The sequence below is a fragment of the Photobacterium kagoshimensis genome (assembly GCF_050337045.1).
In the GTDB taxonomy this organism is placed as follows: Bacteria; Pseudomonadota; Gammaproteobacteria; order Enterobacterales; family Vibrionaceae; genus Photobacterium; species Photobacterium kagoshimensis.
In genome coordinates this window covers 190,674-216,032 of record NZ_JAKJSO010000012.1, presented here as the reverse complement: position 1 = coordinate 216,032, position 25,359 = coordinate 190,674, and the positions used below count along the sequence as shown (strand labels likewise).

Annotated in this window: 27 protein-coding genes; 10 read left to right on the top strand and 17 right to left on the bottom strand. The window is 46.9% G+C overall.

The window, feature by feature from the left end; all coding sequences use genetic code 11:
- Positions 1 to 7: 7 nt before the first annotated feature.
- Together lpxM and rfaD are read right to left on the bottom strand one after the other, a co-directional pair.
- Positions 8 to 937, bottom strand: a complete 930-nt coding sequence (gene lpxM, locus L4C35_RS10385; RefSeq protein WP_428462797.1) for a lauroyl-Kdo(2)-lipid IV(A) myristoyltransferase — start codon at positions 935 to 937, stop codon at positions 8 to 10.
- 64 nt (positions 938 to 1,001) lie between these two features.
- Positions 1,002 to 1,946 (bottom strand): ADP-glyceromanno-heptose 6-epimerase, encoded by a 945-nt coding sequence (rfaD, locus tag L4C35_RS10380; protein ID WP_428462796.1) that lies wholly within the window; start codon positions 1,944 to 1,946, stop codon positions 1,002 to 1,004.
- Positions 1,947 to 2,064: 118 nt separating this feature from the next.
- Here rfaD and L4C35_RS10375 point away from each other — a divergent pair, with 118 nt between their 5' ends.
- Positions 2,065 to 2,712, top strand: coding sequence for a TetR/AcrR family transcriptional regulator (locus tag L4C35_RS10375; RefSeq protein ID WP_428462795.1), 648 nt, complete (start codon positions 2,065 to 2,067; stop codon positions 2,710 to 2,712).
- A gap of 7 nt (positions 2,713 to 2,719) precedes the next feature.
- Here L4C35_RS10375 and L4C35_RS10370 read toward each other — a convergent pair whose 3' ends face one another.
- Genes L4C35_RS10370 through gpmM form a run of 3 tightly spaced genes read right to left on the bottom strand, consistent with a single transcriptional unit; the run spans position 2,720 to position 6,161 of the window.
- The gene (locus L4C35_RS10370; RefSeq protein WP_428462794.1) at positions 2,720 to 3,430 is read right to left on the bottom strand and encodes a divergent polysaccharide deacetylase family protein; all 711 of its coding nucleotides are present in this window, start codon (positions 3,428 to 3,430) and stop codon (positions 2,720 to 2,722) included.
- Between the two features lie 23 nt (positions 3,431 to 3,453).
- Positions 3,454 to 4,605: a peptidoglycan DD-metalloendopeptidase family protein gene (locus tag L4C35_RS10365; RefSeq protein ID WP_428462793.1), complete on the bottom strand. Its 1,152-nt coding sequence runs from the start codon at positions 4,603 to 4,605 to the stop codon at positions 3,454 to 3,456.
- Positions 4,606 to 4,622: 17 nt separating this feature from the next.
- Positions 4,623 to 6,161, bottom strand: a complete 1,539-nt coding sequence (gene gpmM, locus L4C35_RS10360) for a 2,3-bisphosphoglycerate-independent phosphoglycerate mutase (protein ID WP_428462792.1) — start codon at positions 6,159 to 6,161, stop codon at positions 4,623 to 4,625.
- 483 nt (positions 6,162 to 6,644) lie between these two features.
- On the opposite strand from gpmM, the gene L4C35_RS10355 reads away from it, so the two are divergent.
- The 4 genes from L4C35_RS10355 (at position 6,645) to cysE (ending at position 9,740) form a co-directional block, all read left to right on the top strand.
- Positions 6,645 to 7,085, top strand: a complete 441-nt coding sequence (locus L4C35_RS10355) for a rhodanese-like domain-containing protein (protein ID WP_428462791.1) — start codon at positions 6,645 to 6,647, stop codon at positions 7,083 to 7,085.
- Positions 7,086 to 7,189: 104 nt separating this feature from the next.
- Positions 7,190 to 7,660, top strand: a complete 471-nt coding sequence (gene secB / locus L4C35_RS10350) for a protein-export chaperone SecB (RefSeq protein WP_428462790.1) — start codon at positions 7,190 to 7,192, stop codon at positions 7,658 to 7,660.
- Between the two features lie 18 nt (positions 7,661 to 7,678).
- A complete protein-coding gene (gene gpsA / locus L4C35_RS10345) occupies positions 7,679 to 8,695 on the top strand; it encodes an NAD(P)H-dependent glycerol-3-phosphate dehydrogenase (RefSeq protein ID WP_428462897.1) in 1,017 nt (338 codons plus the stop codon).
- Positions 8,696 to 8,918: 223 nt separating this feature from the next.
- Positions 8,919 to 9,740 (top strand): serine O-acetyltransferase, encoded by an 822-nt coding sequence (gene cysE, locus L4C35_RS10340; protein ID WP_428462896.1) that lies wholly within the window; start codon positions 8,919 to 8,921, stop codon positions 9,738 to 9,740.
- 78 nt (positions 9,741 to 9,818) lie between these two features.
- Here cysE and trmL read toward each other — a convergent pair whose 3' ends face one another.
- From trmL to L4C35_RS10325, 3 genes are all read right to left on the bottom strand, one after another.
- Positions 9,819 to 10,283, bottom strand: coding sequence for a tRNA (uridine(34)/cytosine(34)/5-carboxymethylaminomethyluridine(34)-2'-O)-methyltransferase TrmL (trmL, locus tag L4C35_RS10335; RefSeq protein ID WP_428462789.1), 465 nt, complete (start codon positions 10,281 to 10,283; stop codon positions 9,819 to 9,821).
- A 96-nt stretch (positions 10,284 to 10,379) separates the two neighbouring features.
- A complete protein-coding gene (gene cpxA, locus L4C35_RS10330; protein WP_428462895.1) occupies positions 10,380 to 11,741 on the bottom strand; it encodes an envelope stress sensor histidine kinase CpxA in 1,362 nt (453 codons plus the stop codon).
- Between the two features lie 52 nt (positions 11,742 to 11,793).
- Positions 11,794 to 12,480: a response regulator gene (locus tag L4C35_RS10325; protein ID WP_428462788.1), complete on the bottom strand. Its 687-nt coding sequence runs from the start codon at positions 12,478 to 12,480 to the stop codon at positions 11,794 to 11,796.
- Between the two features lie 216 nt (positions 12,481 to 12,696).
- Between L4C35_RS10325 and L4C35_RS10320 the strand changes: the two genes are divergently transcribed.
- The gene (locus tag L4C35_RS10320; protein WP_428462787.1) at positions 12,697 to 13,179 is read left to right on the top strand and encodes a CpxP family protein; all 483 of its coding nucleotides are present in this window, start codon (positions 12,697 to 12,699) and stop codon (positions 13,177 to 13,179) included.
- A 570-nt stretch (positions 13,180 to 13,749) separates the two neighbouring features.
- Complete coding sequence (gene pfkA / locus L4C35_RS10315; RefSeq protein ID WP_428462786.1) at positions 13,750 to 14,712, top strand: 6-phosphofructokinase; 963 nt, start codon at positions 13,750 to 13,752, stop codon at positions 14,710 to 14,712.
- Between the two features lie 196 nt (positions 14,713 to 14,908).
- Here pfkA and tpiA read toward each other — a convergent pair whose 3' ends face one another.
- Positions 14,909 to 15,679, bottom strand: a complete 771-nt coding sequence (gene tpiA, locus L4C35_RS10310; protein ID WP_428462785.1) for a triose-phosphate isomerase — start codon at positions 15,677 to 15,679, stop codon at positions 14,909 to 14,911.
- A gap of 378 nt (positions 15,680 to 16,057) precedes the next feature.
- On the opposite strand from tpiA, the gene L4C35_RS10305 reads away from it, so the two are divergent.
- The gene (locus tag L4C35_RS10305) at positions 16,058 to 16,405 is read left to right on the top strand and encodes a 5-carboxymethyl-2-hydroxymuconate Delta-isomerase (RefSeq protein ID WP_428462784.1); all 348 of its coding nucleotides are present in this window, start codon (positions 16,058 to 16,060) and stop codon (positions 16,403 to 16,405) included.
- A gap of 63 nt (positions 16,406 to 16,468) precedes the next feature.
- Here L4C35_RS10305 and L4C35_RS10300 read toward each other — a convergent pair whose 3' ends face one another.
- The 4 genes from L4C35_RS10300 to glpX all read right to left on the bottom strand — a co-directional run bounded on the left by L4C35_RS10300 (position 16,469) and on the right by glpX (position 19,541).
- The gene (locus L4C35_RS10300) at positions 16,469 to 16,834 is read right to left on the bottom strand and encodes a DUF3135 domain-containing protein (RefSeq protein ID WP_428462783.1); all 366 of its coding nucleotides are present in this window, start codon (positions 16,832 to 16,834) and stop codon (positions 16,469 to 16,471) included.
- Positions 16,835 to 16,950: 116 nt separating this feature from the next.
- A complete protein-coding gene (locus L4C35_RS10295; RefSeq protein WP_428462782.1) occupies positions 16,951 to 17,694 on the bottom strand; it encodes a ferredoxin--NADP reductase in 744 nt (247 codons plus the stop codon).
- Between the two features lie 15 nt (positions 17,695 to 17,709).
- Positions 17,710 to 18,327, bottom strand: coding sequence for a helix-turn-helix transcriptional regulator (locus L4C35_RS10290; RefSeq protein WP_428462781.1), 618 nt, complete (start codon positions 18,325 to 18,327; stop codon positions 17,710 to 17,712).
- Positions 18,328 to 18,533: 206 nt separating this feature from the next.
- Positions 18,534 to 19,541 carry a class II fructose-bisphosphatase gene (gene glpX, locus L4C35_RS10285; protein ID WP_428462780.1) on the bottom strand — a complete coding sequence of 336 codons (1,008 nt, stop codon included), beginning with the start codon at positions 19,539 to 19,541 and terminating at the stop codon, positions 18,534 to 18,536.
- 188 nt (positions 19,542 to 19,729) lie between these two features.
- Here glpX and L4C35_RS10280 point away from each other — a divergent pair, with 188 nt between their 5' ends.
- The gene (locus L4C35_RS10280; RefSeq protein WP_428462779.1) at positions 19,730 to 19,903 is read left to right on the top strand and encodes a hypothetical protein; all 174 of its coding nucleotides are present in this window, start codon (positions 19,730 to 19,732) and stop codon (positions 19,901 to 19,903) included.
- A gap of 118 nt (positions 19,904 to 20,021) precedes the next feature.
- On the opposite strand, the gene glpK is transcribed toward L4C35_RS10280, so the two are convergent.
- Together glpK and L4C35_RS10270 are read right to left on the bottom strand one after the other, a co-directional pair.
- On the bottom strand, positions 20,022 to 21,545 hold the full coding sequence (gene glpK, locus L4C35_RS10275) for a glycerol kinase GlpK (protein WP_428462778.1): 1,524 nt from the start codon (positions 21,543 to 21,545) through the stop codon (positions 20,022 to 20,024).
- A 117-nt stretch (positions 21,546 to 21,662) separates the two neighbouring features.
- On the bottom strand, positions 21,663 to 22,514 hold the full coding sequence (locus L4C35_RS10270) for an MIP/aquaporin family protein (protein WP_428462777.1): 852 nt from the start codon (positions 22,512 to 22,514) through the stop codon (positions 21,663 to 21,665).
- A 742-nt stretch (positions 22,515 to 23,256) separates the two neighbouring features.
- Here L4C35_RS10270 and zapB point away from each other — a divergent pair.
- A complete protein-coding gene (gene zapB, locus L4C35_RS10265; RefSeq protein WP_428462776.1) occupies positions 23,257 to 23,499 on the top strand; it encodes a cell division protein ZapB in 243 nt (80 codons plus the stop codon).
- Between the two features lie 146 nt (positions 23,500 to 23,645).
- Here the strand turns inward: zapB and rraA are convergent, their stop codons facing one another.
- Together rraA and L4C35_RS10255 are read right to left on the bottom strand one after the other, a co-directional pair.
- Positions 23,646 to 24,131, bottom strand: a complete 486-nt coding sequence (gene rraA / locus L4C35_RS10260; protein ID WP_428462775.1) for a ribonuclease E activity regulator RraA — start codon at positions 24,129 to 24,131, stop codon at positions 23,646 to 23,648.
- 192 nt (positions 24,132 to 24,323) lie between these two features.
- Positions 24,324 to 25,232, bottom strand: a complete 909-nt coding sequence (locus L4C35_RS10255; protein ID WP_428462774.1) for a 1,4-dihydroxy-2-naphthoate polyprenyltransferase — start codon at positions 25,230 to 25,232, stop codon at positions 24,324 to 24,326.
- Positions 25,233 to 25,359: the final 127 nt, after the last annotated feature.

Genomic DNA, 25,359 nt, shown 5'->3' with positions numbered 1-25,359 from the left:
CGAATCGTTAATACCTTTGTGAGCCATCGGGATGCGAGCGTAGCAGATTCAGTATCCACATATATTGCGCGGGGTGGCGATGGACAAAAGATTCGATGCGCTCATTCATTTTTCTGGCATCGATATGCTCATCATTGCTTGGGAAGTCTGACAACTCAGGTTGTACTTCGATGGTGTAGATGCCCGTGCTGCGATCGTAATAAGGCAGCACAGGGATAACTTTAGCTTTGCTTAAACGAGCAAGTTTACCTAGACCAGCCAGCGTTGCTTTTTGCGTACCAAAGAAAGGCACAAAGACGCTATTGGTAGGGCCGTGGTCTTGATCGGGCAGGTAATAGCCTAGGTAGCCGTCACGAATTGATTTAATGAAAGGTTTGATACCATCATTACGTTCGTGGGTGCGGCCGCCATACTTGAGGCGCTGGACATTCATCAGCCAGTCAATGACCTCGTTACGCTGCTTTTTCATCATAGCAGCCACATGCATGCCTCGTGAGGCAAAAATAACCCCAGGGTAGTCAATCGCCCAAGTATGCGGTACTAGCAAAATAACATTTTGGCCTTGCTCGATGGTTGCCATCAGCTGTTCTTCACCATGAAAGGCGGAGCGCTTTTCAACGTAGTGGCGACTACGAACCAGCAAGGTCGCAAAGCTTAATATATTACAAGCAGCATTCACGTAGGTTTCAGCCAGAATATCGTCACGCTGTTGTGGCGTAAATTCTGGGAAGCATTCTTGTAAATTGATGATGGCGCGTTTTTTAGCACTGCTATTTATTTTGATTGCGACCTTGGCCAAGCCCACCGCTAACTTATCGCGCAGGCGGTAAGGCATGAAGGCGAGTAGCGTCGCAAAAAATACACCAATCCATACACCCCAATGTTTAGGATGTAAAAAGTGCAGTTTAAATTTTGGGTTATAAGTCTTTGCGCTCATAATCTAAACATTGTTAGGTATAGCTAACCTGTTTCAGTTAGCTATACAGAATTGGTGTCGACGGTTATTTATTAATAAGCGCCATGTACTCAGCAACGCCTTCAGCGACAGATTTGAAAGGTTCGTTGTAACCTGCTGCGCGAACTTTAGTCAGATCCGCTTGCGTATAAGTTTGGTAACGACCTTTTAGGTGCTCAGGGAAAGGTACGGTTTCTACGCCGCCTTTGCCGTGGTGTTTGATCACTGCATCAGCCACCGCTTGGAAAGATTCCGCGTTACCCGTACCACAGTTAAAGATGCCTGATACGCCGTTTTCTAAGAACCACAGGTTCATTTTAGCGACGTCACCCACGTAGACGAAATCACGCTGGAAGGTCTCAGAGCCTGCGAATAACTTAGCGTTTTCACCTTTGTTGATTTGGCTGTTTAGGTGGAAGGCAACGGATGCCATGCTACCTTTGTGCTGCTCACGCGGGCCATAAACGTTGAAGTAACGGAAGCCTGTTACTTGTGATAGTTTTTCGCCATGCTCTTCAGCATCTTGCCATACACGACGTACGTAGTTATCGAACTGTTGTTTCGAGTAACCGTAAACGTTCAATGCACCTTCGTATGCTTTTTCTTCGATGAAATCGTGATCACGACCACCGTAAGTGGCGGCTGACGATGCGTATAGGAATGGAATTTGACGCTCTAAACAGTAGTGAAGTAGCTCTTTTGAGTACTCGTAGTTGTTTAGCATGATGTATTTTCCATCCCACTCAGTGGTCGCTGAACACGCACCTTCGTGGAAAATAGCGTCAATTGGACCAAACTCGTCACCCGCCATGATTTGCGTGATGAAGTCTTCTTTGTCCATGTAATCAGCGATATCAAGATCAACCAAGTTGGCGAATTTGGTGCCATCTTTTAGGTTATCGACAACTAAAATGTCGTTACGACCTTGTTCGTTTAGTAGTTTTACGATGTTGCTGCCGATCATGCCGGCACCGCCAGTTACAATAATCATGAGTAGTCCTATTGCTAAAACGTTGATCTTACGGCCGCGATGTCGCCACCGTACAAGAATTCTGTCTATCTTATGATAACATCAACAGAGAGCCTAAGTGCGAAGGAAGTGAAGACAAATGAAGACCCGAGATCGAATCATCATGGCTGCGCTAGAGCTTTTTAACGAGCGCGGTGAGCCCAATGTAACTACCAACCATATTGCTGCGCATTTGGGGATTAGCCCAGGCAATCTCTATTATCACTTTCGTAATAAAGAAGAGATTATACACAGTATTTTTGATGAATACGCGAGTGATTTACGGATCCGCTTTCAACCCCAAGCTGAGTTTGATGCCACGGCCGAGAGCCTTTTGCAGTATCTCGATGCTGTCTTTATGTTGATGTGGCGTTACCGTTTCTTCTATGCCAACTTGCCTGACATCTTGCGTCGTGATGAGGGCTTACAAAGTAAGTACTTGGCTGCGCAGGAAAACTTACATCAGAACATGATGGCCTTGATGGAAAGTTTTAAGCAAGGCGGTCTGCTGGATTTAGATGATAGAGATCTATTGAGTTTAACCAATACCCTAAAGTTAGTGGCCTCAAGTTGGATTTGCTACCAAACCACCCAAGTACCAGGCGCTCAGATCACCAAAGCGGTGATCTACCAAGGTGTCCTTCAAGTGCTTAGCATTGTTCGTCCTTTAACGACAGAGAAAGGTCGTGAGCGGGTACTGCAACTTGAAACCCACTATGTTGACCAAGAGCGACAAGATATCGCGTAAAAACAACTTAAAACAAGGCTGATAGCGGCACCAGCTTAATGTCGGTGTCGAGCAAAGGAAGTTGCTGCTGCAATGTAGTTAATGTGACTGGGTAAGGGTGGCCAATTGCCACGGCATAACCATAACGTTGAGCGCGTTTGACTGCCATTTTAAGTTGTTGGGTGACAAACTCCTGGGTACGGAAGTGGTCGAGGAAAACATGGCGGCGCAAGGTTGGAAGTTGGTATGTATGTGCCCGTTGCTCTGCCACACTGTGGACACTGGTACGGCTATCTAGAAACCCCAAGCCTTGTTCATTTAATACCGTCATTACCCAATCCATACGGGTAACATCTTGAGTGAGCGCACTGCCCATGTGGTTGTTAATCGCAACAGCATGAGGCACCCGCAGCAGGGCATAGCGTAAGGTATGCTTAAAATCTTTTTCTGACATCTGCTTGGTCAGGGTGATGGGTTCGAGTGGTGCAATGCCTTGGGGTTGCATTGGCATGTGCAATAACACATCACGCTGTTGCTGATGAGCCAATTCTGCGGTGGCAATATCAAACGGCGTATCAGGTAGAATCGACAAGCTGATTTGTGAGGGCAGGGCCGATAACGCAGCAGGCATGGCGTTATAGCCCAGATCATCAATCACAATCGCCAGTTTAGCCGCGATTGTGAAGGGAGAGAGGAGTAGAAAAAGTACCCCTAGTGTGGAAGTTGCGATCCTTTGCATGCTTCACCTAGTCGATTATGGCGTTATTTTTTGAGCCAGGTTCTCGGATTGGTTGGGGTGCCTTTACGACGAATTTCGAAATACAACCCTGATTGGCTTTGACCGCCACTATCACCCACCAGTGCAATAGCTTCGTTTGCTTGCACATTGTCACCCACTTTTTTTAGTAAGGTTTGGTTGTAGCCGTAGAAAGTCATGTCACCTTTGCCATGGTCGATAGCGAGCATCAAACCATAACCCCGCAACCAATCGGCAAAAATCACTTTACCTGGATATACCGCGTTGACTTTACTGCCACTGGCTTTGGTGATCACCATGCCTTTCCAGCGCAATTCGCCTTGTTGTTTGGTGCCATAGTTGTGCAAGACGCTGCCTTTTACCGGCCAAGGGAGTTTACCGCGGTGTTTGGCTAAGCCGTCCATTGGCGCTTGGCGTGCAGCGCGTTCAGCTTCAAGTTTTGCTTTGGCAATTTCTTTGATCAAGCGACGTTCATTGACTTTGAGTTCGTTAATGTAGCTGCGATCATTGTTCATTTGGCCTTTAATACTCGCCAAAGTGCGCTTACGTTTGGTTTGTTCTTTAGCCCGTTTTTTATTTTCAGCTTGTAGTTCATTAACTAATGTTTGTTGCTGCTGACGTTGCTGGGCTAATTCATGTTTCTTTAATTGTAATTCGGTGTCGATTGCACTTAGTGCGGTCAGGGCGTTAATACGGGCTCTGCTGATCCGCTCGGCATACACAGTATAGCGATCTAAGGTATGACTATCTTGACCACTGAGCAGGTTGGCCAGCTGGCTGTCTTCACCTTGGCGATACTGGGTATTAAGCAGCTCACGTAACATCTCTTGTTGGCCAAGACGCTGTTGTTGAAGGTTTTGTTGTTCTTGGTTGAGCTTAGCGATTGAGGCGATGAGTGTTTTTAGTTTCTTTTCAGCCTGATGGATCTTCTTGGTCGCATTGGCAATGGTGAGCTCGCGCTGCTTGAGATCATTTTGCAATGCCACATAGCGTTTCTGCTTGTCTTGGAGTTGATCTTGCTGGCGTGATAACTCGTGCTTAACGCCATCGAGTTGATTATCACCCGAGGCATAGAGTGGCTGGCTAATGCACAGACATAACAAAGCGCCAGTGCATAAAGCACTGGCGCGGAAGGTCTTTGTGAGGTGTTTGATCATATCCCGCATGGGGTTGATTATTTCAGATCAAACAGCACCTGACCAGTCATCTCTGCAGGGATTTCGATATCAGACATTGCCAACATAGTTGGTGCAAGGTCAGATAGCTTACCGCCTTCTTTCAGCGTCAGAGATTTATTACCAACATAGATCAGTGGAACTGGCAGGTTGGTGTGCGCTGTGTGAACACCACCAGTCTCTGGGTTGATCATCATTTCAGCGTTACCGTGGTCGGCAGTGATCAGCAGTTGACCATCCATTTCACGGATAGCTGCAACAACCTGACCAATGCAGCTGTCTAGTGCTTCACAGGCTTGAACAGCGGCATCGTAAACACCGGTGTGGCCAACCATATCGCCATTCGGGTAGTTACAAATAATGGTATCGAATTCGCCAGATTTGATCGCTGCAACCAGTTTTTCAGTTAGCTCTGGTGAGCTCATTTCTGGTTGAAGGTCGTAAGTGGCGACTTTTGGTGAAGCAACCAGTGAGCGAGACTCACCGTCGAACTCGTCTTCTACACCACCGTTAAAGAAGAAAGTGACGTGCGCATATTTCTCTGTTTCAGAGATACGTAGCTGTTTCTTCCCTTTCTTCGATAGCCACTCACCTAGGGTGTTTTCTAGGCTTGCAGGTGGGAATGCCGCTGCTAAATCAATGTTAGCCGCGTATTGCGTTAGCATCACAAACTCAACCGCAGGGAACGTATTACGTTCAAAACCAGCGAAATCAGCAAGGAAAGCACGGGTGATTTCACGCGCACGGTCAGCACGGTAGTTCATAAAGATAACCGCATCGCCATCTTCCATCGCAGCAGACGCTTGGCCTTCAGCTCGGATTTCTGTTGCTTTAACGAACTCATCGTTTTCATCACGCGCGTACGCCGCTTCTAAGCCTTCAACAGCTGTTGCTGTTGTAAACTCAGCGTTCGCTTGAGTCAGTAGGTTGTAAGCAACTTCTACACGATCCCAGTTGTTATCGCGGTCCATTGCGTAGTAGCGACCAACCAGCGATGCGGTACGACCTTTGCCTAGTTCAGCAAATAGCGCATCGAAACGCTCAAGAGATGCTTGTGCACTGCGTGGTGGTGTATCACGACCGTCTAGGAAGCAGTGTAGGTAAATCTTTTCTGCGCCACGTTTTGCTGCCATCTCGATAGCGGCGGCAATGTGGTCTTCATGGCTGTGAACACCGCCTGGTGACATAAGACCCATGATGTGAACAGCTTTGCCTGCTTGGATTGCTTTATCCATTGCATTGACTAGCGCTTCAGTTTCAAAGAAGTCGCCGTCAGCAATAGACTTAGTGATACGAGTCAGGTCTTGGTAAACCACGCGACCCGCACCAATGTTGGTGTGACCCACTTCAGAGTTACCCATTTGACCATCTGGCAAACCCACATCCATGCCTGATGCAGAAATCAGCGTGTTCGCTTCATTTGCAATTAGGCTATCCATTACCGGTGTTTTTGCGTTTGCGATCGCGTTGTTTTGCGCGTCTTCGCGGTAACCCCAACCATCTAGAATCACTAGAGCCAATGGCTTCTTAGCAGACATAAGCTGTCCTCTTGTATGTCATAAGTGAAAAATCAAAACTAATCACCTTAACGCTTTGATTTGTCCAAAGTAATTAACGTCATGAGTTTTGAATGTTGGTAATTTTACTACAACTTCACCCGAAAACTGTAGGGTAAGATCAAACAATGCTGTAAATAAATTGTTAGCTTTTCCGTAAAATATATTCATTTATTGGTGAGAAGGTAAGTCTTTTTCCATTGTTTTTTACTATTTCAACGGTAGGTTAGCTCTTATAATAGCAAGTGAGTTATCACACGGATTATCTGTCTGTCGCTGTACTTGGCAGGCAACGTGGGTATACTCGGTTTCTTTGTTACGAACATGCACTTTGCCGCAGAGCCTTGCTTACCCCGCTGGAAACAGTGGCATGAGTGAAATCTGCATAACAAGAAGTATGGGCGTTTTTATATGAGCTTAGCGCCAATGGTGGGCTAAGGATTAAGCGAGAGTAGAGCGAAGGCCATGCAACAATACATTGAATTTCTGACAGGCAACCCAATTTTATCTTTAGTGTGGATTGGTCTGGTTGTCGCGATCATCACATCGTTTGTGAAGCAAAAAACCGCCGGCTACCAAATTGTTACCCCAACCCAAGCGACGGCATTGATGAACCGTGAAAACGGTGTGGTTGTCGATATTCGTTCACGTGACGAATACCGCCAAGGCCATATTGCGGGTGCACATCACATTTTGCCGAGCCAAATTAAAGAACATAACTTTGCTGAGCTTGAAAAGTACAAAGCTGCCCCAATCATTGTGGTATGTAAGACTGGTCAAACGGCGCAAGAAAGCGCAAATGAACTTAATAAGGCTGGCTTTGAAAACGTGAGCGTATTAAAGGATGGTTTGATTTCTTGGAACGAAGGCAACTTGCCACTTATCCGTAGTAAGGGTAAAAAATAAGTTTCAATTGTCGCAATTTCTGCCGAGTGGATGGCGATAACATCGGCTCGGTAACATGTTTTATTTCATCACTCGATGAACACGGTAAATAAAAGGATTCCAACATGGCTGAAGCAGCAAACAACGAAGCGCAACAAAACTTCCAAATCCAACGTATCTTTCTAAAAGACGTTTCTTTTGAAGCGCCTAACTCGCCAGACATGTTCCAAAAAGAATGGAACCCAGATGTAAAACTGGATCTTGATACGCAAAGCCGTGAACTAGGTGAAGGTGTATTTGAAGTTGTTCTTCGCCTAACTGTGACTGTTAAAAACGCAGAAGACACAGCATTCCTATGTGAAGTTCAGCAAGGCGGTATCTTCTCTGTTGACGGTATGGAAGCACCGCAACTTGCACATTGCCTAGGTGCATTCTGCCCGAACATCCTATTCCCATACGCGCGTGAAACAATTTCAAGCCTAGTGGTTAAAGGTACGTTCCCTCAACTGAACCTAGCACCAGTTAACTTTGACGCTTTGTTCATGAACTACCTACAAAACCAAGCTGAAGCGAACCAAGAGAACGCTGAAGCGTAATCAATGCGCGAAGTCGATATGAATCAGAATGCGAAACAAAATGTTAGCATGACAGTGTTAGGTGCCGGTTCATACGGCACCTCACTCGCGATTGCTTTGGCACGAACAGGGGCCAATGTGGTGCTGTGGGGCCATGAGCCTGAACACATTGCCCAGCTCGAAATTGATCGTGCTAACGAGGCTTTCTTACCCGGTGTTGCTTTTCCTGAGTCATTAATTTTGACCTCGGATTTAGCACAAGCCGTTGCTGCGAGCCGTGACTTATTAGTGGTAGTACCGAGCCATGTTTTTGGTGATGTGCTGACGCAAGTGAAGCCCCATTTACGTGAAGATTCACGTATTTGCTGGGCAACCAAAGGCCTTGAGCCTGAAACGGGACGTTTGCTTAAAGATGTCGCGCAAGAGGCGCTGGGTGACCAAGTGCCACTTGCGGTGTTGTCTGGCCCTACGTTTGCGAAAGAGCTGGCGGCGGGTATGCCGACGGCCATTGCCGTTTCATCGCCAAACCCTGAGTTTGTACGCGATCTGCAAGAAAAAATTCACTGCAGTAAGTCATTCCGTGTTTACAGCAATACTGATTTTATCGGCATGCAACTTGGCGGCGCGGTTAAGAATGTGATTGCGATTGGTGCAGGTATGTCTGATGGTATTGGCTTTGGTGCCAATGCGCGGACTGCATTAATTACCCGTGGCTTAGCGGAGATGTGCCGTTTAGGTGCTGCGCTAGGGGCTCAGCCAGAAACCTTTATGGGGATGGCTGGTCTTGGTGATTTGGTGCTGACATGTACTGATAACCAATCACGTAATCGTCGATTTGGTTTAGCCTTGGGCGAAGGCCAAACGGTTGATGGTGCGCAAGAAGTCATTGGCCAAGTGGTTGAAGGCTACCGTAATACCAAAGAAGTTTGGGTATTAGCGGAGCGTCATCAGGTTGAAATGCCAATCACAGAGCAAATTTATCAGGTGTTATATCAAGGTAAAGATGCCCGTGAAGCGGCTAAAGATTTGCTCGCCCGTGAGAAAAAAGATGAATAGTGTCAGTAATTAAGTGCAACTGAGCATATTTGCTGGATAGCACTAATCTGCTGATATTGATAACGCGAGCTTATGGCTCGCGTTGTTTTTTTTTGAGAGCGCGTTACAGTTAGAGCTATATAGTGTGACTAAATTCATTCGTTATCTTGCTATATCACAGCCCAAGATAACGAATGGAATGAGTCGATGGTTCATTTCTAATAAGAAAACAGCAGAGGGTGATGTGAAGGAGTGTAAGCAATATAGTCTTTGGCAATCGGTCAAGCAGGAAGCGAGAGATCAGTCAGAGCAAGAACCTATGTTAGCCAGTTTTTATCATGCCACGATTATCAAACATGATAATTTAGGCGCGGCGCTGAGCTATATTCTCGCGAATAAATTGGCAACACCCTCAATGCCTGCAATGGCGGTGCGTGAAGTGATTGAAGAAGCCTATGCGGCGGATTGTATGATCACTGAATCTGCGGCTTGTGATATCCAAGCGGTAGTTGAGCGCGACCCAGCGGTGGGCATGTATTCTGTGCCATTACTGTACCTGAAAGGCTTTCATGCGCTGCAAGGCTACCGTGTGGCTAACTGGTTGTGGAAACAAAACCGCATTGCACTGGCGGTGTATTTGCAAAACCAGATCTCAGTGAGTTGCCAAGTGGATGTTCACCCTGCGGCGAAAATAGGTCAGGGTATTATGTTTGATCATGCCACTGGGATCGTGATTGGTGAAACCGCCGTGGTTGAAAACGATGTCTCTATTTTGCAAGACGTGACCTTAGGTGGGACGGGTAAAGCTGGCGGCGATCGTCACCCTAAGATCCGTGAAGGGGTGATGATAGGCGCAGGGGCGAAAGTCTTGGGTAATATTGAAGTAGGCGAGGGAGCGAAGATAGGTTCCTGTTCTGTCGTACTCAATCCAGTACCGCCACACACCACCGTCGCGGGTGTACCTGCGAAAGTGGTTGGTCGGCCAAGTACCGAAAAGCCAGCCATGGACATGGATCAGCAATTTAACGGCAGCTCGCAAACTTTTACCGCGGGTGATGGCATTTAATATCTACCATACTGTCACCTAAATAGTAAAAAAGCAGCCATTGGCTGCTTTTTTCATTTTATGGCCCGTGAAGAGAGCTTACAGCGCGCCTTCAAAACCCAACTGACGCCATGCTTCATAACCGATGATAGCAGCAGCGTTAGAGAGGTTTAGGCTGCGGCTGTCAGGGTGCATTGGAATGCGCAGGCGCTGTTCTAGCGGTAAGCTTTCAATCAAATCAGCCGGTAGGCCGCGAGTTTCTGGGCCAAATAACAAGACATCACCTTGTGCAAATTGTGCATTGGTGTGGAAGTTAGTGGTTTTAGTGGTGCAGGCAAAAATGCGACGCTCACCAATGGCTTCCATAAATGAGGCAAAGTCTTTATGGCGATGGACGTGGGCAAGATCGTGATAATCCAAACCTGCACGACGCAGTTTTTTCTCTTCTAAATCAAACCCAAGTGGTTCAATCAGGTGTAAGTTGGCACCACAGTTAGCGCACAGGCGAATAATGTTGCCAGTGTTTGGGGCAATTTCAGGCTCGTATAACGCAATATCAAACATAATCACTTCGGTCTGCAAAGATAAACTGAGGGTATTGTAACGAATATCCCCCACACTGTTCTAATTTCTTCTGCGCTTGAACGATAGGCTTGAGTATTACGTATCGAGCGGCAAAGTGATGCTCATGCGTAACCCGCCCAGTGGACTGCGGCTGGCGACTATCGTACCGCTGTGCTGACGAATTGCACTTTCCGTAATCGCTAGCCCTAAACCTGTGCCACCACTGCTGCGATCACGCGCGGTCGAAACCCGATAGAAAGGCCTGAAAATGTCATTCAATTCATCATCAGGCACGCCTTCTCCATTATCATCGACAGTAATTAGAAGTTGGCATCCTTTAGGTTCTATCTGTACCTGAATCACATCGTCACCATACTTGATGGCATTACGTACCACATTCTCAACTGCGCTGATTAACAGATTAGGGTTGCCACTGATTGGCCATGCTTGCAGTGGATTGTAGCTAAGGGTCTTTTGACATTGCTCTGCTTCAAACTGGGCATCTTCTAACATCTCGAACCACAGTGTATAGGCATCGGACGTTTCACGCAGCTGGTGGCTGTTTACTTGCATCCGTGACAACTCAAGCAACTCGCTGATCATCTGCTCTAAGCGCTCAGCCTCAGTATCGATACGTGACAGTTCTTTGCTTTCGCCTTGTTTGCGCTTTGCAAGCGCGGTGGCCATGCGTAAGCGAGTGAGTGGCGAACGCAATTCATGAGAGATATCGGATAGCAGCCGTTGTTGGCCACCAATCATCTGATTGATTGCCTGTACCATTTGATTAAAGCTAGCGCCAGCTTGTTGAAATTCAACTGAGCCCTGTTCTAGCTTGGGGTCGGGAGCGAATTGCCCCGTGGCCACACGTTCAGCAGCTTGTTGTAAACGGCGGGCAGGACGACTAATCGCCCAAGCGAGCCATAGCAGTAGCGGGGTACTCACCAGCATGGTTAGTAACAGTAATTGGAAGGGTTTATCCAATATTTGAATAAAGAAAGGCGGTTTTTCACGCCAGAATCGGCCGACATACATCAAGGCTTGTTGGTCATTATCGCTAATGGCAAAGGGCCCCGCCATCATCCAGCGACCATAGAGTTTTTGCCGTGGCGTGTCGGGGCTATCGGCAATGGTCACAAAGTTTCGTAGTGCTTTATTGCGACCGTGGGGCGCGATCACTTCGCCCTCAAGGGTGGTGAAGTAGACGCGGGCACCATCGTGGCGTTCATGACGGGTGATCGGTTTTAACTTACGGCTCAGATCGCCGGGCATGGTGCTAATGCGGTCTGATATTCGGGCGGCAACTTGGTTGAGTTTAACTAATTGCACCTCAGGGATCGTATGTTGCGCTCTCGGGTCGAGGTTGGGCAGCAATAGCAGCGTAATAACAACTAAAAACAAAGTAAGCCAAAATACGGCAAAGATCCGACCATATAAGCTGGAAAATAATGGACGACGCATAAAGCCACCTTTCATCGTAGTTAAGCCTGTTGCTGGTGAAACAGTATGATGGTTACTGATCATCAACCAGTAAATAACCTTTGCCACGCAATGTTTTTATTCGCGCTTTGCCGTCTTCGCGCTCGGGAAGCTTCTTGCGTAAATTCGACACATGCATATCAATGGCGCGATCAAAAGGCGCCAAGCGTTTGCCGAGCACTTCTAGGCTGAGCTCTTCCTTCGCGATGATTTTGCCTGGGTGCTGAATTAAATAGCTAAGCAGTGCCAGCTCCGTTCCCGTCATCTCAATCAATTGGCCTTGGCAAACCACTTCCTGACGACCAGGGTAGACTTCAATCCCTTGGCTACGTAAGCAATCAGACTGAACGTGTGCGGTGTTAGTTTGGGTACGGCGCAAAATAGCCCGCATACGCGCAAGCAGTTCGCGGTCGCTAAAAGGTTTAGGTAGGTAGTCATCTGCGCCAAGCTCTAAGCCAATAACCCGATCTATCTCTTCGCCTTTGGCGGTGAGCATCATGACTGGAATGGCGTAATTCTCTCGCAAGCGGCGCAGCATCTCTGTGCCATTGAGTTTAGGCATCATGACATCCAGCAAGATCAGGTCGATGCTGTCATCCACCTTGGCCAGCCCTTCTTCACCATTATTGGCTTCGCACACCTCAAAGCCTTCCAGTTCTAGAATATCGGTGAGTAGGGAAGTCAGTTCAGTATCGTCATCAACCAGTAGAATTTTTGCCATCGTTATCAGCCTTCTCTGAAGCAGTGTCCTGCAAGTCAAAATGGTAAGCAAACACTCAACAAACAATAAAGTGCCTAACCTTAGTATCTCTAAACCCTTCGCAACAGCCAAGTTCTCAGATCTTGATTTACGCAGCTTTACGTTAGCAAGACAGCACTTTACCTTGCGCGAGTTATGATTAAGTCATACCGAGAACGGCATACCTGGAGAAGACAAATGAAAAGCTTTAAGAAAACCTTAGCCATGGCAATCGTACTTCCTTTAGCGCTGGGCTCTGCATCAGCAATGGCTTACGGTGGCGGTAAAGGTCATCACGGTGGCAAAGGTGGTTGCGGTATGGATGGTGGCAAAAAAATGTTCCGTGAATTGGATCTGACCAGTGAACAAAAAGCGCAAATGAAAACATTGCGTGAAAGTCACCGTGAACAGCGCCAAGCTAACAGCGATAACCGTGATGCACGTCGAGCATCCCATCAACAAATGCAGCAACTGCTACTGGCTGATAGCTTCAACGAAGCCGAAGTACGTCAGCTAGCACAGCAAATGTCAGAGCAGCAGCTGGATCACCGTGTCGCTATGCTAAAAAACCGTCATGATATGTTGAACATCCTAACGGCAGATCAAAAGGCTAAGCTGCAAGAATTGCAAAGTGAGCGTATGGCGAAGTGTGAAGCTTACCGTGACGCTAAAACGAACTGATTGAAGGTTCTATAAATTCGTTATACAAGCCGTAGTTATCGCTACGGCTTTTTCATTTTTTCAACATATCAAAACATTTTTGTTATTAATTTTCGTCGCAAAACAGCTATACTCCCGACTAAGAAAATCATTGGTTGCTAAACTACAAGAGTGAACCAATGCGCAAGGTAGCCTTGCACCACGTTGTAGGACACAATTTGTTGGGATTATCATGGACGACAATTCATCTTAGCCACGGTTATCACCTAAAAATTGTGCGTATTTGGTAGCAATGAACGCTACAAACAGATATCTACATATTCATGGCAACAGCGACAACCGCATTGCGGCTGAGCTGGCGCGATGAATGTTTCGTATTACGCCTTGTGTACGGCTTGTTGAATAATGTGAAGTCACAAGCGTTCGTGATGTGAATCAACGAATTTTTTTATCAAGATTGTAATACTCCTACATTAGTAGGAAAGTTACAGTTTTCGCGAGCATAGGTTTTGACCTGTGGCGCCGAGAGGGGGAACCTCGGCAACTCGTGTCTGGATTTGATTTTTCAATTCCCAAAGTCAGAGGGTAACCATGATTAAGAAGATTGGTGTTTTGACCAGTGGTGGTGACGCACCTGGTATGAATGCAGCGGTTCGCGGTGTTGTTCGTGCAGCGCTATCGGAAGGCCTAGAAGTATATGGTATTTACGACGGCTACCAAGGCCTTCACCAAAACCGTATCGAGCAATTAACACGTACTAGCGTTTCTGATGTGATCAACAAAGGCGGTACATTCTTAGGCTCAGCACGATTCCCTGAGTTCAAAGATGTGAAAGTTCGTGAGCAAGCCATTGAGAACTTGAAACTACACGGTATTGACGCTTTAGTTGTTATCGGTGGTGATGGTTCGTACATGGGGGCGAAGAAGCTAACAGAAATGGGCTACCCATGTATCGGTATTCCAGGCACCATCGATAACGATGTTGCGGGCACGGATTACACTATCGGTTACTTAACAGCACTTAACACTGTTATTGACGCGATTGACCGTCTACGTGATACATCGTCTTCTCACCAGCGTATTTCGATTGTAGAAGTCATGGGCCGTCACTGTGGTGACCTAACCCTAATGTCTGCGATTGCAGGTGGTTGTGAGTACATCATTACCCCTGAGACGGGCCTAGATAAAGAAGCTTTGATTGCTAAAATCAATGAAGGCATCGCAAAAGGTAAAAAACACGCTATCGTTGCACTGACAGAACTGATGACAGATGCCAACGAGCTGGCTAAGTACATTGAAGATCAGACTGGCCGTGAAACACGAGCAACAGTGCTTGGTCATATTCAACGTGGTGGTCAGCCAACAGCCTTTGACCGTATTCTTGCATCACGCATGGGTGCTTACTCGGTTGATCTGTTGCTTCAAGGCGAAGGTGGTCGTTGTGTGGGTATTCAAAACGAACAAATGGTTCACCACGATATCATCGATGCGATTGAAAACATGAAGCGTCCAGTACGTACAGATCTTTACGCAGTGGCAGACAAACTGTTCTAAATTGCGGATTGATATCACTCAGGTTTAGCGTGCTGGATGTGAGTGAAGAAATGAAAGCCGACATACGTGTCGGCTTTTTTATGACGGTTATTTGACTTCTAAAGTGGGGCAAATGCTCTTTGCCACGATTAGATAGCGGGTACAAAAAAGGCCACCTAAGTGACCTTTTATTAAGCTAATCTGTGATTACACGAGATTATGCTTTAGCTTCAGCAGCTGCTTTAGCGATAGCGGCAAAGCCTTTCGCGTCAAGTGCTGCACCACCTACTAGCGCACCATCGATGTCTGGTTGTGCGAAGTATGATGCTGCGTTTTCTGGCTTAACAGAACCGCCGTATTGGATAACAACTTTCTTCGCGATTTCTTCAGATTTCTCTGCGATGTGAGCACGAATTTGCGCGTGGATGCGTTGTGCATCTTCAGCTGTCGCTGCTTTACCAGTACCGATCGCCCAGATTGGTTCGTAAGCGATGATAGCACCTTCAAGAGCTTCAACGCCTTGTGTGTTGATCACAGCGTCGATTTGGCGTGCACATACTGCAACTGTTTCGCCAGCTTCGTTTTGTGCTTCAGACTCACCGATACAAAGAACAGGTGTTAGGCCGTTTTCTTTTAGGAAAGCGAATTTCTTAGCAACGAACTCATCAGATTCAGCGTGGTATTCACGACGCTCAGAGTGACCGATGATGATGTGGCTTGCACCGAAGTCTTTCAGCATTGCTGGAGACATATCACCAGTGAAAGCACCGCTGTTGTTTAGATCAGTATTCTGTGCACCAAGAATGATCTTGTTACCGCCCGCTGCGATTTCACGCTCAGCTAGGTCGATGTATAGCGCTGGTGGAGCAACGGCTACGTCAACACCTTCAACACCTTCTAATTCAGCGTTAAGGCCTTTAAGAAGGTCAGAGACCATTTCCTTGCTACCGTTTAGCTTCCAGTTACCCATAACTACAGGATGGCGCATAGCATTTCTCCAAATTTAATAGATGTAAATTAAAACAAATCGGTTTAAGTAACCGCGAGTATTGGCAGGTTGCCAAGATAAATTACTTAATTCGATTGGTCTCAATTACGTAAAAATATAACAGAATTCTGAATAATTTTACTGTCCAAAATCATTATCGAGCTTGGTTGTACCTTTTTCGTGAAGAAAAGTGAACAGTGAAAGCGTAATTAATCATAAATTCAGCGTAAATTCTATTTTTGAACGGTAAATTAGACAGTGATCTTTGGTTGAATTTTCACCTATGTAACTCGCCTTGGCTGGTCAAATATCGTACTGTGATGGCGAGGTGTTAGCAGATTGTGCTGGCGCTAAGGATGGAATTTTTAAGGAGGAAAAATGCCAAATCTTGTGGTGGAGTATGCCGATCCTGTTGCTGAACGCGTCAATGTGGCCGGCTTGCTGGATGATTTACACAGGGTAATGTTGGCCAGTGGTTTATTTGAGGCCGATGCCGTTAAAACGCGCGCCTATCCTTGCCATAACTGGTTGATTGGTGAAGATGGTGTTAAACAAACGTTTATTCATATCGAGCTCAGCTTGCTCTCTGGACGAACGGTTGAGCAAAAGCGGGTGTTAACACGGGAGGTGATGGCAGAGCTGGAAAAGCATGCTGCTGATATCAATAGCCTAACGATTGATGTGCGTGATATGGATCCCGAGACTTTCTTAAAAGTCAGCGCATAAGCTTTGCTGAGCACCAAGGGAGCGGTTTAAGCTGAGCTTTTCCCCTTAATCGATGAGTAAACGCTAAGATGATGAGCTTGGGCGGCAGAACGGCTTAATGTCGGCTTGCTGACATGTGATTGTCTCTGGTGCTGTTAGGGCTTGTGAGAAGCGAATAAATTGCTTGTGGAGTTCTTTTCGCAGCAGCACATTGACATGATTGGGGTTTTTACCTGATGCAATTACTTGATTGATGTGGCTGAGTTGAGCTTGTAGGCGAGGTTGCATCGCTGAGCTCGCGTTATCAATAATATGTTGGCTCATGGTGATACGCAGGGCTTCTAATGCCTCAGGATCTTGCTCGGCCATGGCTTTGAGTTCATCAAAACTGGGCAGGGATTGTGAAGTATTGGTTGAGCAAGTGGAATAGTTGGGTGTATGGACTGGCATTATCGACCTCCTTTTATCACCGTCTCTTCTTACCCTAGCCAGTCAGTTGAGATATTGACTGGCTCAGAGTTGAGACAAGCGTGATAAAAGGGATCGACTTCCACGCTGTAATGCAATTACCAGTAATGTTCCATCGTAATTTGCCCAGGCGCTCGACGTAAATTTTTCGCTAAGCCTTTTTGTTCCAATGCGGCTTTGGTATCTCGTACCATTTCTGGATTACCGCATAGCATGACTTGGCTTTGTTCGGCATTGAGGGTTAACCCGACATGGCGTTCAAGCAGTCCATCCGCAATGGCCATCGGGATCCTGCCTGGGAGCGATAGCATTGCGGGCTCACGGCTCACAAAAGGCTGTACGATCAATTGGTCGGGGTATTGCTCTTTTAGTGCGTTAATTTCAGCTTGGTAACTCAGATCAGCGGCATAGCGGACCGCATGAACCAGTACAATTTTACGAAAGCGTTGCCAGACTTCTTTTTCTCGCAGCATCGATAGGTAAGGGCCAATGGCAGTGCCTGTGGCCAGCAACCACAGATGTTCACCTGGTGGGACTTCATTTAAGGTGAAGTAGCCAGTGGCTCGGGCTGAAATATAGACTTGGTCACCCGCTTCAAGTTGGTGGAGGCGGGGAGAGAGTAAGCCATCAGCGACGCGCGTGGCGTAAATTTCGATGGTATTGTCGCTGGGTGGATTAACAAAAGAATAAGCTCGCTGGATCATCTTTCCTTCGATTTCTAAACCGAGTTTTGTAAATTGCCCCGCTTTAAAGGGCTCGATATTTGCACGCAGCGTTAGACTAAACAAATCGTTATTCCAATGACGATTGTTGACAACTTCCGCGGGGATCCAGTCAGCCATAGTTGGCTCCTTATTCTAATTGTTCATGATTCGATAAGCGCAACGCCTCTCTCCGGCGATAATGTGGTCGTTCCTTTCGACAAGGTATTCATTTCCCAATAAACGTTGGAAGACATTCAATTCTGACTGGCACAGCGATGGACAGCGTTTTGCCGCGTGACAAATAGGGCAGTGGTTTTCAACCAACAGGTAGCCTTGCTCATCGTGTAGCAGCTCAGCCATGTAGCCTTCCTGCTCCCTGAGTGTAGTCAGTAATTCGAGTTTTTCTTTTAAATTTTCACACTGTGCTAATGCTTGTTGGTATTGCACAAAGGTGTGTTGTTCACGTTGGTTGATCACTTTTTCTAAACCGCTTGCACCAAATAATGCTTCAACCGAGTCCAGCATTTGAATGATTAAATTGCCATGGCGATCGGTGAATTGGCTGTGGCCTTGCGGGGTTAAACGCCAATGACGAGTGGGGCGTCCCACTTTGACTTTGACATCGTGAAAATCAACCAGACCAGATTCTTCTAGCCCTTGGAGGTGCTGGCGCACGCCCATGGTTGTTAGGTTGAGTTCTTGTGCCAGCTCCTTGGCAGTGACATCACCTTCACGCTTCATTCGTTGAAGAATTTTATCGATTGTTTTCATAGCAGCATCTTCCTTTGTCATTACTATTATGTAATCAGTGAGCTAAATAAAGCAACGACTTTACAAATTAAGCATAGAGGATGAATAATGCTTTAGGTGAGAAATGCGGCAGGATGTTTGATCGCGGTAAGCGGTGGTACGGGGTGCAATAAAAAAGCGCACCGAAATAGGCGCGCTTTGATGATTGGGGTAACCCCATAATCGACTTAGATGATGTGACCTTTAATCGCATCGTCTTTACGTGATAGGTAGTGCGTTGATTTAATACGGCGAATGGTACGGCACTTACCACGGATCAATAGGGTTTCTGTGGTTGCCATATCACCTTGACGGCTGATGCCTTCAAGTAGATCACCTTTGGTGATACCTGTGCCAGCGAAAATCACGTTGTCGCTTTGCGCCATGTCTTCCATACGCAGTAACTTGTTCGGCTCGATACCCATTTCACCACAACGGTCAATTTCAATTTGACCAAGACGACGATTTTCTTCGTTGTCTTCTTTCACTTGATGACGTGGGATCAAGCGACCGTGCATGTCACCACCCAGCGCGCGGATAGCAGCGGCTGAAACAACCCCTTCAGGTGCACCACCAATGCAGTACATCACATCAACTTCGCTGTCTGGCATACAAGTTAGGATTGAAGCTGCTACGTCGCCATCAGGGAAAGCGAAAACGCGGACACCCATAGCTTGCATGTCGGCAATCACTTGATCATGACGAGGCTTAGCCAGCGTAGTGACAACTAATGAATCCAGTGTTTTACCTAATGCCGCAGCAATGTTCTCTAGGTTTTCTGCTAGTGGCTTATCAAGATCAATCGCGCCTTTCGCGCCAGGGCCAACAACCAGTTTTTCCATGTACATGTCAGGCGCTTTTAGGAACGTGCCTTTTTCGCCCGCAGCAAGCACTGCTAATGCGTTGTTTTGACCCATGGCTGTCATGCGAGTGCCTTCGATTGGGTCAACGGCGATATCGACAGCATCACCACCTAAACCGACTTTTTCACCAATGTAGAGCATAGGTGCTTCATCGATCTCACCTTCACCAATAACGATTTCACCTTCAATCTCAGTTTGATTAAGAAGGGTACGCATAACTTCAACTGCTGCGCCATCGGCAGCGTTTTTGTCACCACGGCCAAGCCATTTGTAGCCAGCCAGTGCGGCACCTTCAGTGACACGGGAAAATGCCATCGCTAAATCGCGTTTCATGGTTACTCCGGAAATAGAAATCAGTGGGCTTTTGAACTGGCGGGGATTTTATCACAGCTTGAGTGAAACGTTTGCGTTAATTTAATTCTGTGCACTATCAAGTAGTAGGCGTGAAAAAGATCACGATAATAAATATGGCTTTAGGTCAAAATATCAGCATAAAAATATAACAGAAATAGAGAGATACGATGCATAGGTTGATTAAGCGCTTTCGCCGCGAGGTAGAGCAAGAAAACCAACAATTGAATAAGCGCCAGCAACACCGAGCCCACAATCAATTACTGCGGCTTGAGTATGGCTTGTTAATTTTACTGATAGCGATCATCGTGGTGCCGATCTTGTGGCACAGTTTAATTGCTTAACCTTTGCAGCATGCGTCTGTAGTGGACGAGAAAATAAAGATTTAGGAAAAGAAAAGGTCTGCGTGTGCAGACCTTTTTTGAGGGGGAACCTTTAAAGAGGGGGCGTGATCACTGAGGATTATTCGTCGTCATAATCTTCGTCGATAGCCCAGCCTTTGGCACATTCCACCGCACGTTGCCAGCCACGGTAGCGGCGATCACGTTTTTTGTCGTTGGCGCAAGGTGAGAAGTTACGATCGAGTACCGCTTTGTCTTGTAGCTCATCGATACTGTCCCAGAAACCCACCGCAAGGCCAGCAAGGTAAGCTGCACCCAGCGCTGTGACTTCGGTGACGACAGGGCGGTGTACTTCAGTGTTAAGGATGTCTGATTGGAACTGCATCAAGAAGTTGTTAGCAACGGCACCGCCATCAACACGTAGGCTTGCGAGCTTGATGCCTGAATCCGCCTGCATCGCATCCAGTACGTCACGAGTTTGGTAGGCCACACTTTCTAGTGTGGCACGAATGATGTGGTTTGAGTTAACACCACGTGTTAGACCCACAATCGCACCACGCGCATACGGGTCCCAGTAAGGGGCGCCTAATCCTGTGAAGGCTGGTACTACGTACACGCCATTTGCACTGCCCACTTTCTCTGCAAAGTATTCAGAGTCGCTAGCATCGCTCAGAAGTTTCACTTCATCACGTAGCCACTGCACCGATGCACCGCCCATAAAGACCGCCCCTTCCAATGCGTAAGCCACATCGCCTTTCGGTCCGCAGGCGAGCGTTGTCAGTAGACCATTGTGCGAGGTTACTTTTTCTTTGCCTGTATTCATCAGCAAGAAACAGCCTGTCCCATAGGTGTTCTTTGCTTGGCCTTGTTCCACACACATTTGACCAAATAGTGCGGCTTGTTGGTCACCAGCAATGCCTGAGATTGGAATACGGGTACCGCCTTTACCACCAATGTTGGTTTGGCCATAGACTTCAGAAGATGGTTTCACTTCTGGCATCATAGACAATGGAATGTCGAGTGCTTTGAGTAGTTTTTCATCCCACTGTAGGGTATTAATGTTGAACACCATGGTGCGTGACGCATTGGTGTAGTCAGTCACGTGAACACGTCCCTGAGTCATCTTCCAGATCAGCCAAGTATCCACGGTACCGAACAATAGGTTGCCAGCTTCTGCTTCTTCGCGTGCACCTTCAACGTTATCTAAGATCCATTTGATCTTGGTACCCGAGAAATACGGGTCAACCACCAGGCCGGTGTTTTCACGGATATACTCTTCTAACCCTTCACCTTTCAGGCCTTCACAAATATCAGCTGTACGGCGGCATTGCCATACAATCGCATTGTAAACAGGCTTACCTGTATTCTTATCCCAAACAATGGTGGTTTCACGTTGGTTAGTGATACCGATACCCGCGACTTGGTCGGAACGGATACCCGCTTTGGCTAGCACTTCCACTAAGGTTGAGCTTTGGGTTGCGTAGATCTCGAGTGGATCGTGCTCAACCCAGCCCGCTTTAGGGTAAATTTGAGTGAATTCACGTTGGGACGTACAGACGATATTGGCGTTGTGATCCAGCACAACCGCGCGGGAACTAGTCGTACCCTGATCAAGTGCAACAATGTACTTTTGCTCAGTGGTCATAACATTTTCCTCGATATATTTTTATAGGGTAGTAGAGATGGACGCTATCTTCAGCCCGAGCACAGACGCAGAGTCGGGCTGGCATCCTATTTTTATGTTTGTTGCATGCGAATGCGTTTAAGCACTGGCCGTTTCTTGCTCGGCATCGCCTTCGCATTTGTTTGGTAACGTACAGTTGTTGCCCGGTAGGTAGGTACCAATCACTTTAGGGTATAACCAGCCACCAAAACATGCACCGAAGATAGGCGCTAGAATTGGGACTATCATGTATGGGATATCTTTACCGCCCGTGAGCGCCATGTCACCCCATCCCGCCATAAAGGCAAAGAATTTAGGGCCAAAGTCACGCGCTGGGTTCATTGCAAACCCAGTTAGTGGACCTAAAGAGCCACCGATAACGGCGATTAGAATACCAATCAATAGTGGGCCCATAGCGCCACGTGGTGCACCGTTCTTATCATCGCCAATCGCCAGAATGGCAAACATCAGTACGGCGGTGATCACGAACTCAACCGCAAATGCGCCACCAAAAGACAGGGCTGCATGCGGGTAAGTTGAGAAAACCCCTGCGGTTGCTAGGCTGGCTTCACTGCCTCGGACGATCTGATTCGCGGCTTCGAATTCTGTAAAGAGGTTGCTGTAAAGTGCGTAGATAAGCGCCGCCGAACAGAAAGCACCAAGAACTTGGGCCACAATGTACGGACCGACTTTGCGTTTATCAAAGCCGTGGAAGAGTGCAAGTGCGATGGTAACTGCTGGGTTGATATGAGCACCGGAGACACCTGCTGTACAGTAGATAGCAAGTGCAACCCCAAGGCCCCACATGATACTGACTTCCCACTGGCCGAATTCCGCACCAGTTAACACAAGTGCTGCGACACATCCGACGCCGAAGAAGATCAGCAAACCTGTTCCTATAAACTCAGCGATACACTCTCCGAGGAGGGTGTGTTGTTTTGAGTTGGTCATCTTTCAGTCCTTTTATCGATATGTTGTAGGGGTATCGTTTTTTATAGTTATTTCACAGCCAGGTGCTGTGTGCCGATATTATGAAAATATTTCCGCGCGAATAATGTGCGTTCGAGCATAAAAGGAAGATAGCAATGCGTAAACGCGCAAGCGTTTGCGTGTTTTATGATTGAAATCTCATTTTGACTAAATGAGTATTTAAATGCGCGAAAAGCAACATTACAAACTACCACTTTGTGGGTATGTGGTTGAATTGACATAAAAAATCCGACCTAAAGTAGGTCGGATGTGCCAGAGAGGGCAAATCTTGGATAAATCCAAGAGAGATACGATCAAGATAAAAAGTAGCATGGTGAGGCTGCATGAAAATAGATTGAGATCGCAATTCTACGCATTGTTTAAGCGACTTAGACTGAATTATTACACTGGCCTGCCTGCCTATTCATGCAGGTTAGAGCCATTTGGGGTGAGCGAAAGGCGCGGATGAACATTCAGAACCATGTCACCTGTGGATTGCACAAAGGTGCACAGTTAATGACAGAGTGAATAACACGGCAGCGGTATGCAAAATGATCATCAAAATTGTTCTTTTTTTAATCACTTGCAAAAAAGCACAGTATTAGGGGATGCTTGATAGCCTCTGCGTGGTTAGAATAGATTTCAACATCGCATATTAAACACGCTCGTGCCGCGTCTTATAAGGGTTTAGGCGAAGGGGCGAGCCTACAATCAGGTGAACTTTATGTCATTAGAAATGTTGGAAAAGCTAGAATCAAAAGTACAGATGGCGGTTGATACAATTTCTCTGCTACAAATGGAAATTGAAGAACTAAAAGAACAAAAAGATAGTCTAGCAATGGAAGCGCAGGAACTACGTTCAGGCCGTGAAGAGCTAATGCAAGATAACGAAAAACTTCGTAACGATCACAATGCTTGGCAAGATCGCGTGCGTAACCTACTAGGTAAAATGGAAGGCGTAGAGTAATTGATTACCAATCTTCCCCAGATTGGAATAACTCTAGCTTTGACATGCAGCCCAGCTGGCTGAGCTGCATCTTGTGATCACGATGGAGGGTGTCACTCACCATCGTGATAGTTTCACTAACGGCTGTTGTCCCGCTAGTGGTGCAGTTAGTCGATATCGAGCGGGTCTTGCGATAAGATCACACCGGTATTATCGGCATAGATATGATCTTCGGGTAAGAAGGTAACGCCACCAAAGTTCACTGCCACATCCACTTCACCCACACCTTGCTCATCTGCTCCCACTGGAATAGACGCTAATGCGTGGATGCCTAAATCGAGCTCATCAAGTTCATCGACATGGCGAACACTGCCATACACAATAATACCTTCCCACTCGTTATCCGCTGCCAGTTGGGCCAGCTCCGCATCAATCAACGCTCGGCGTAATGAACCACCACCATCGATCAGCAGCACGCGACCTGCGCCTTCTTGCTCTAATACGGTATGGATCAGCGCATTGTCTTCAAAACATTTTATGGTGGTGACTTGGCCGCCAAACGAGCTGCGGCCGCCGTAAGAGCTGAACATCGGCTCTACTACATCTACTTTATCGAGGTAGATATCGCATAGCTCTGAGGTGTTGTATTCCATAAGTTCACTTCTTGTTGTGGCGAATGGTGCGAAAGGCTGATTGGGTCAATCAGGTGATCAATAAAGGATTATCAATATTGTTCTAACGTGTTGAAAGTATAACCAGCTAGAAGGGCATTGCAATAAGTGACTAACGGCCAAAACGCACTTTGAAGGCGCGATCTCACCGTTAGTTATATACGGTGTGATGCACTAAGACAGCATAACCCCTGCCGCAAATAAGATATTGGTTAGCAGGGCACATTTAACCATGGTTGCCATCATAGGGCGAAGGGCTGCACCATCAGCAGATTGCAGGACTTTCTTACCGTGGCTAAACAGCAGGGGTGTACTTAATACGAAGAGCCAGCCAAACGGAGAATGCATCTCTAGTAAGGCAAATAAGGCTAAACAAAGTACACTACCACTCAGTAAAAATAAGTGATATTTGCGGCCCCATTCTGGCCCCATGCGTACTGCCAACGTTAGTTTGCCGCAAGCGCGATCGTTGTCGATATCGCGCAGATTGTTAATATTGAGCACGCCCACCGCCAGTAAACCACAGGCTGTCGCGGGTAGCATGATCACTGAATCGATTTGTCCAGCTTGAAGGTAGTAAGTGCCAGCGACACCCAGCCAACCAAAGAACATTAAAACCGATAAATCGCCCAGTCCACGGTAGCCATAAGGCTTATTGCCAACGGTATAGGCGATAGAAGCGGCAATCGCCATTAAGCCCAGTAGCATAAAGCCAAACATGTCTTGTAAATTATTACAGGCTAAAAAGATCAAGGTTAACCCGCTAACAACGGTTAACACGATATTTAAACCCATGGCGGTGCGCATGGCTTGTGGCGTGACAAGACCTGACTGAATCGCGCGCTGAGGCCCAAGGCGGTCATCGTTATCTGTCCCTTTGACCGCGTCTCCGTAGTCATTGGCCAGATTGGATAAAATTTGTAGTAACAGCGCTGTCAGTAGTGCCAGTGCTGAGATTGATGCAGAAAAACTTCCTTGCCATCCTGCCACTGCGCTACCACAAACTATGGATGCAATCGCTAACGGCAGTGTTTTCGGCCGAGCTGCATCTAACCAAATCGCGAGTGAAGAAGATGATTTCATAATGTCGTACTTAGCTATGTATCGAATGGCTATTATGGCGCAATTCGCTCGTTGGGCAAATTTATCGCAACAATGTTTGTTTCAGAACAAAAATTGTGAGCTATATATGACATTCATTCCATGTGCT

What these genes read in the sequence shown, in the direction of transcription:
- L4C35_RS10325 (WP_428462788.1), bottom strand. Translation starts at nt 12,480, where the DNA reads ATGGCAAAAATTCTACTGGTTGATGACGATACTGAACTGACTTCCCTA.
- L4C35_RS10305 (WP_428462784.1), top strand. Translation starts at nt 16,058, where the DNA reads ATGCCAAATCTTGTGGTGGAGTATGCCGATCCTGTTGCTGAACGCGTC.
- L4C35_RS10365 (WP_428462793.1), bottom strand. Translation starts at nt 4,605, where the DNA reads ATGATCAAACACCTCACAAAGACCTTCCGCGCCAGTGCTTTATGCACT.
- L4C35_RS10280 (WP_428462779.1), top strand. Translation starts at nt 19,730, where the DNA reads ATGCATAGGTTGATTAAGCGCTTTCGCCGCGAGGTAGAGCAAGAAAAC.
- rfaD (WP_428462796.1), bottom strand. Translation starts at nt 1,946, where the DNA reads ATGATTATTGTAACTGGCGGTGCCGGCATGATCGGCAGCAACATCGTA.
- L4C35_RS10295 (WP_428462782.1), bottom strand. Translation starts at nt 17,694, where the DNA reads ATGGCTGACTGGATCCCCGCGGAAGTTGTCAACAATCGTCATTGGAAT.
- tpiA (WP_428462785.1), bottom strand. Translation starts at nt 15,679, where the DNA reads ATGCGCCATCCTGTAGTTATGGGTAACTGGAAGCTAAACGGTAGCAAG.
- L4C35_RS10370 (WP_428462794.1), bottom strand. Translation starts at nt 3,430, where the DNA reads ATGCAAAGGATCGCAACTTCCACACTAGGGGTACTTTTTCTACTCCTC.
- L4C35_RS10355 (WP_428462791.1), top strand. Translation starts at nt 6,645, where the DNA reads ATGCAACAATACATTGAATTTCTGACAGGCAACCCAATTTTATCTTTA.
- zapB (WP_428462776.1), top strand. Translation starts at nt 23,257, where the DNA reads ATGTCATTAGAAATGTTGGAAAAGCTAGAATCAAAAGTACAGATGGCG.
- lpxM (WP_428462797.1), bottom strand. Translation starts at nt 937, where the DNA reads ATGAGCGCAAAGACTTATAACCCAAAATTTAAACTGCACTTTTTACAT.
- L4C35_RS10255 (WP_428462774.1), bottom strand. Translation starts at nt 25,232, where the DNA reads ATGAAATCATCTTCTTCACTCGCGATTTGGTTAGATGCAGCTCGGCCG.
- gpmM (WP_428462792.1), bottom strand. Translation starts at nt 6,161, where the DNA reads ATGTCTGCTAAGAAGCCATTGGCTCTAGTGATTCTAGATGGTTGGGGT.
- rraA (WP_428462775.1), bottom strand. Translation starts at nt 24,131, where the DNA reads ATGGAATACAACACCTCAGAGCTATGCGATATCTACCTCGATAAAGTA.
- glpX (WP_428462780.1), bottom strand. Translation starts at nt 19,541, where the DNA reads ATGAAACGCGATTTAGCGATGGCATTTTCCCGTGTCACTGAAGGTGCC.
- pfkA (WP_428462786.1), top strand. Translation starts at nt 13,750, where the DNA reads ATGATTAAGAAGATTGGTGTTTTGACCAGTGGTGGTGACGCACCTGGT.
- L4C35_RS10320 (WP_428462787.1), top strand. Translation starts at nt 12,697, where the DNA reads ATGAAAAGCTTTAAGAAAACCTTAGCCATGGCAATCGTACTTCCTTTA.
- L4C35_RS10375 (WP_428462795.1), top strand. Translation starts at nt 2,065, where the DNA reads ATGAAGACCCGAGATCGAATCATCATGGCTGCGCTAGAGCTTTTTAAC.
- L4C35_RS10290 (WP_428462781.1), bottom strand. Translation starts at nt 18,327, where the DNA reads ATGAAAACAATCGATAAAATTCTTCAACGAATGAAGCGTGAAGGTGAT.
- cpxA (WP_428462895.1), bottom strand. Translation starts at nt 11,741, where the DNA reads ATGCGTCGTCCATTATTTTCCAGCTTATATGGTCGGATCTTTGCCGTA.
- glpK (WP_428462778.1), bottom strand. Translation starts at nt 21,545, where the DNA reads ATGACCACTGAGCAAAAGTACATTGTTGCACTTGATCAGGGTACGACT.
- L4C35_RS10270 (WP_428462777.1), bottom strand. Translation starts at nt 22,514, where the DNA reads ATGACCAACTCAAAACAACACACCCTCCTCGGAGAGTGTATCGCTGAG.
- trmL (WP_428462789.1), bottom strand. Translation starts at nt 10,283, where the DNA reads ATGTTTGATATTGCGTTATACGAGCCTGAAATTGCCCCAAACACTGGC.
- secB (WP_428462790.1), top strand. Translation starts at nt 7,190, where the DNA reads ATGGCTGAAGCAGCAAACAACGAAGCGCAACAAAACTTCCAAATCCAA.
- L4C35_RS10300 (WP_428462783.1), bottom strand. Translation starts at nt 16,834, where the DNA reads ATGCCAGTCCATACACCCAACTATTCCACTTGCTCAACCAATACTTCA.
- gpsA (WP_428462897.1), top strand. Translation starts at nt 7,679, where the DNA reads ATGAATCAGAATGCGAAACAAAATGTTAGCATGACAGTGTTAGGTGCC.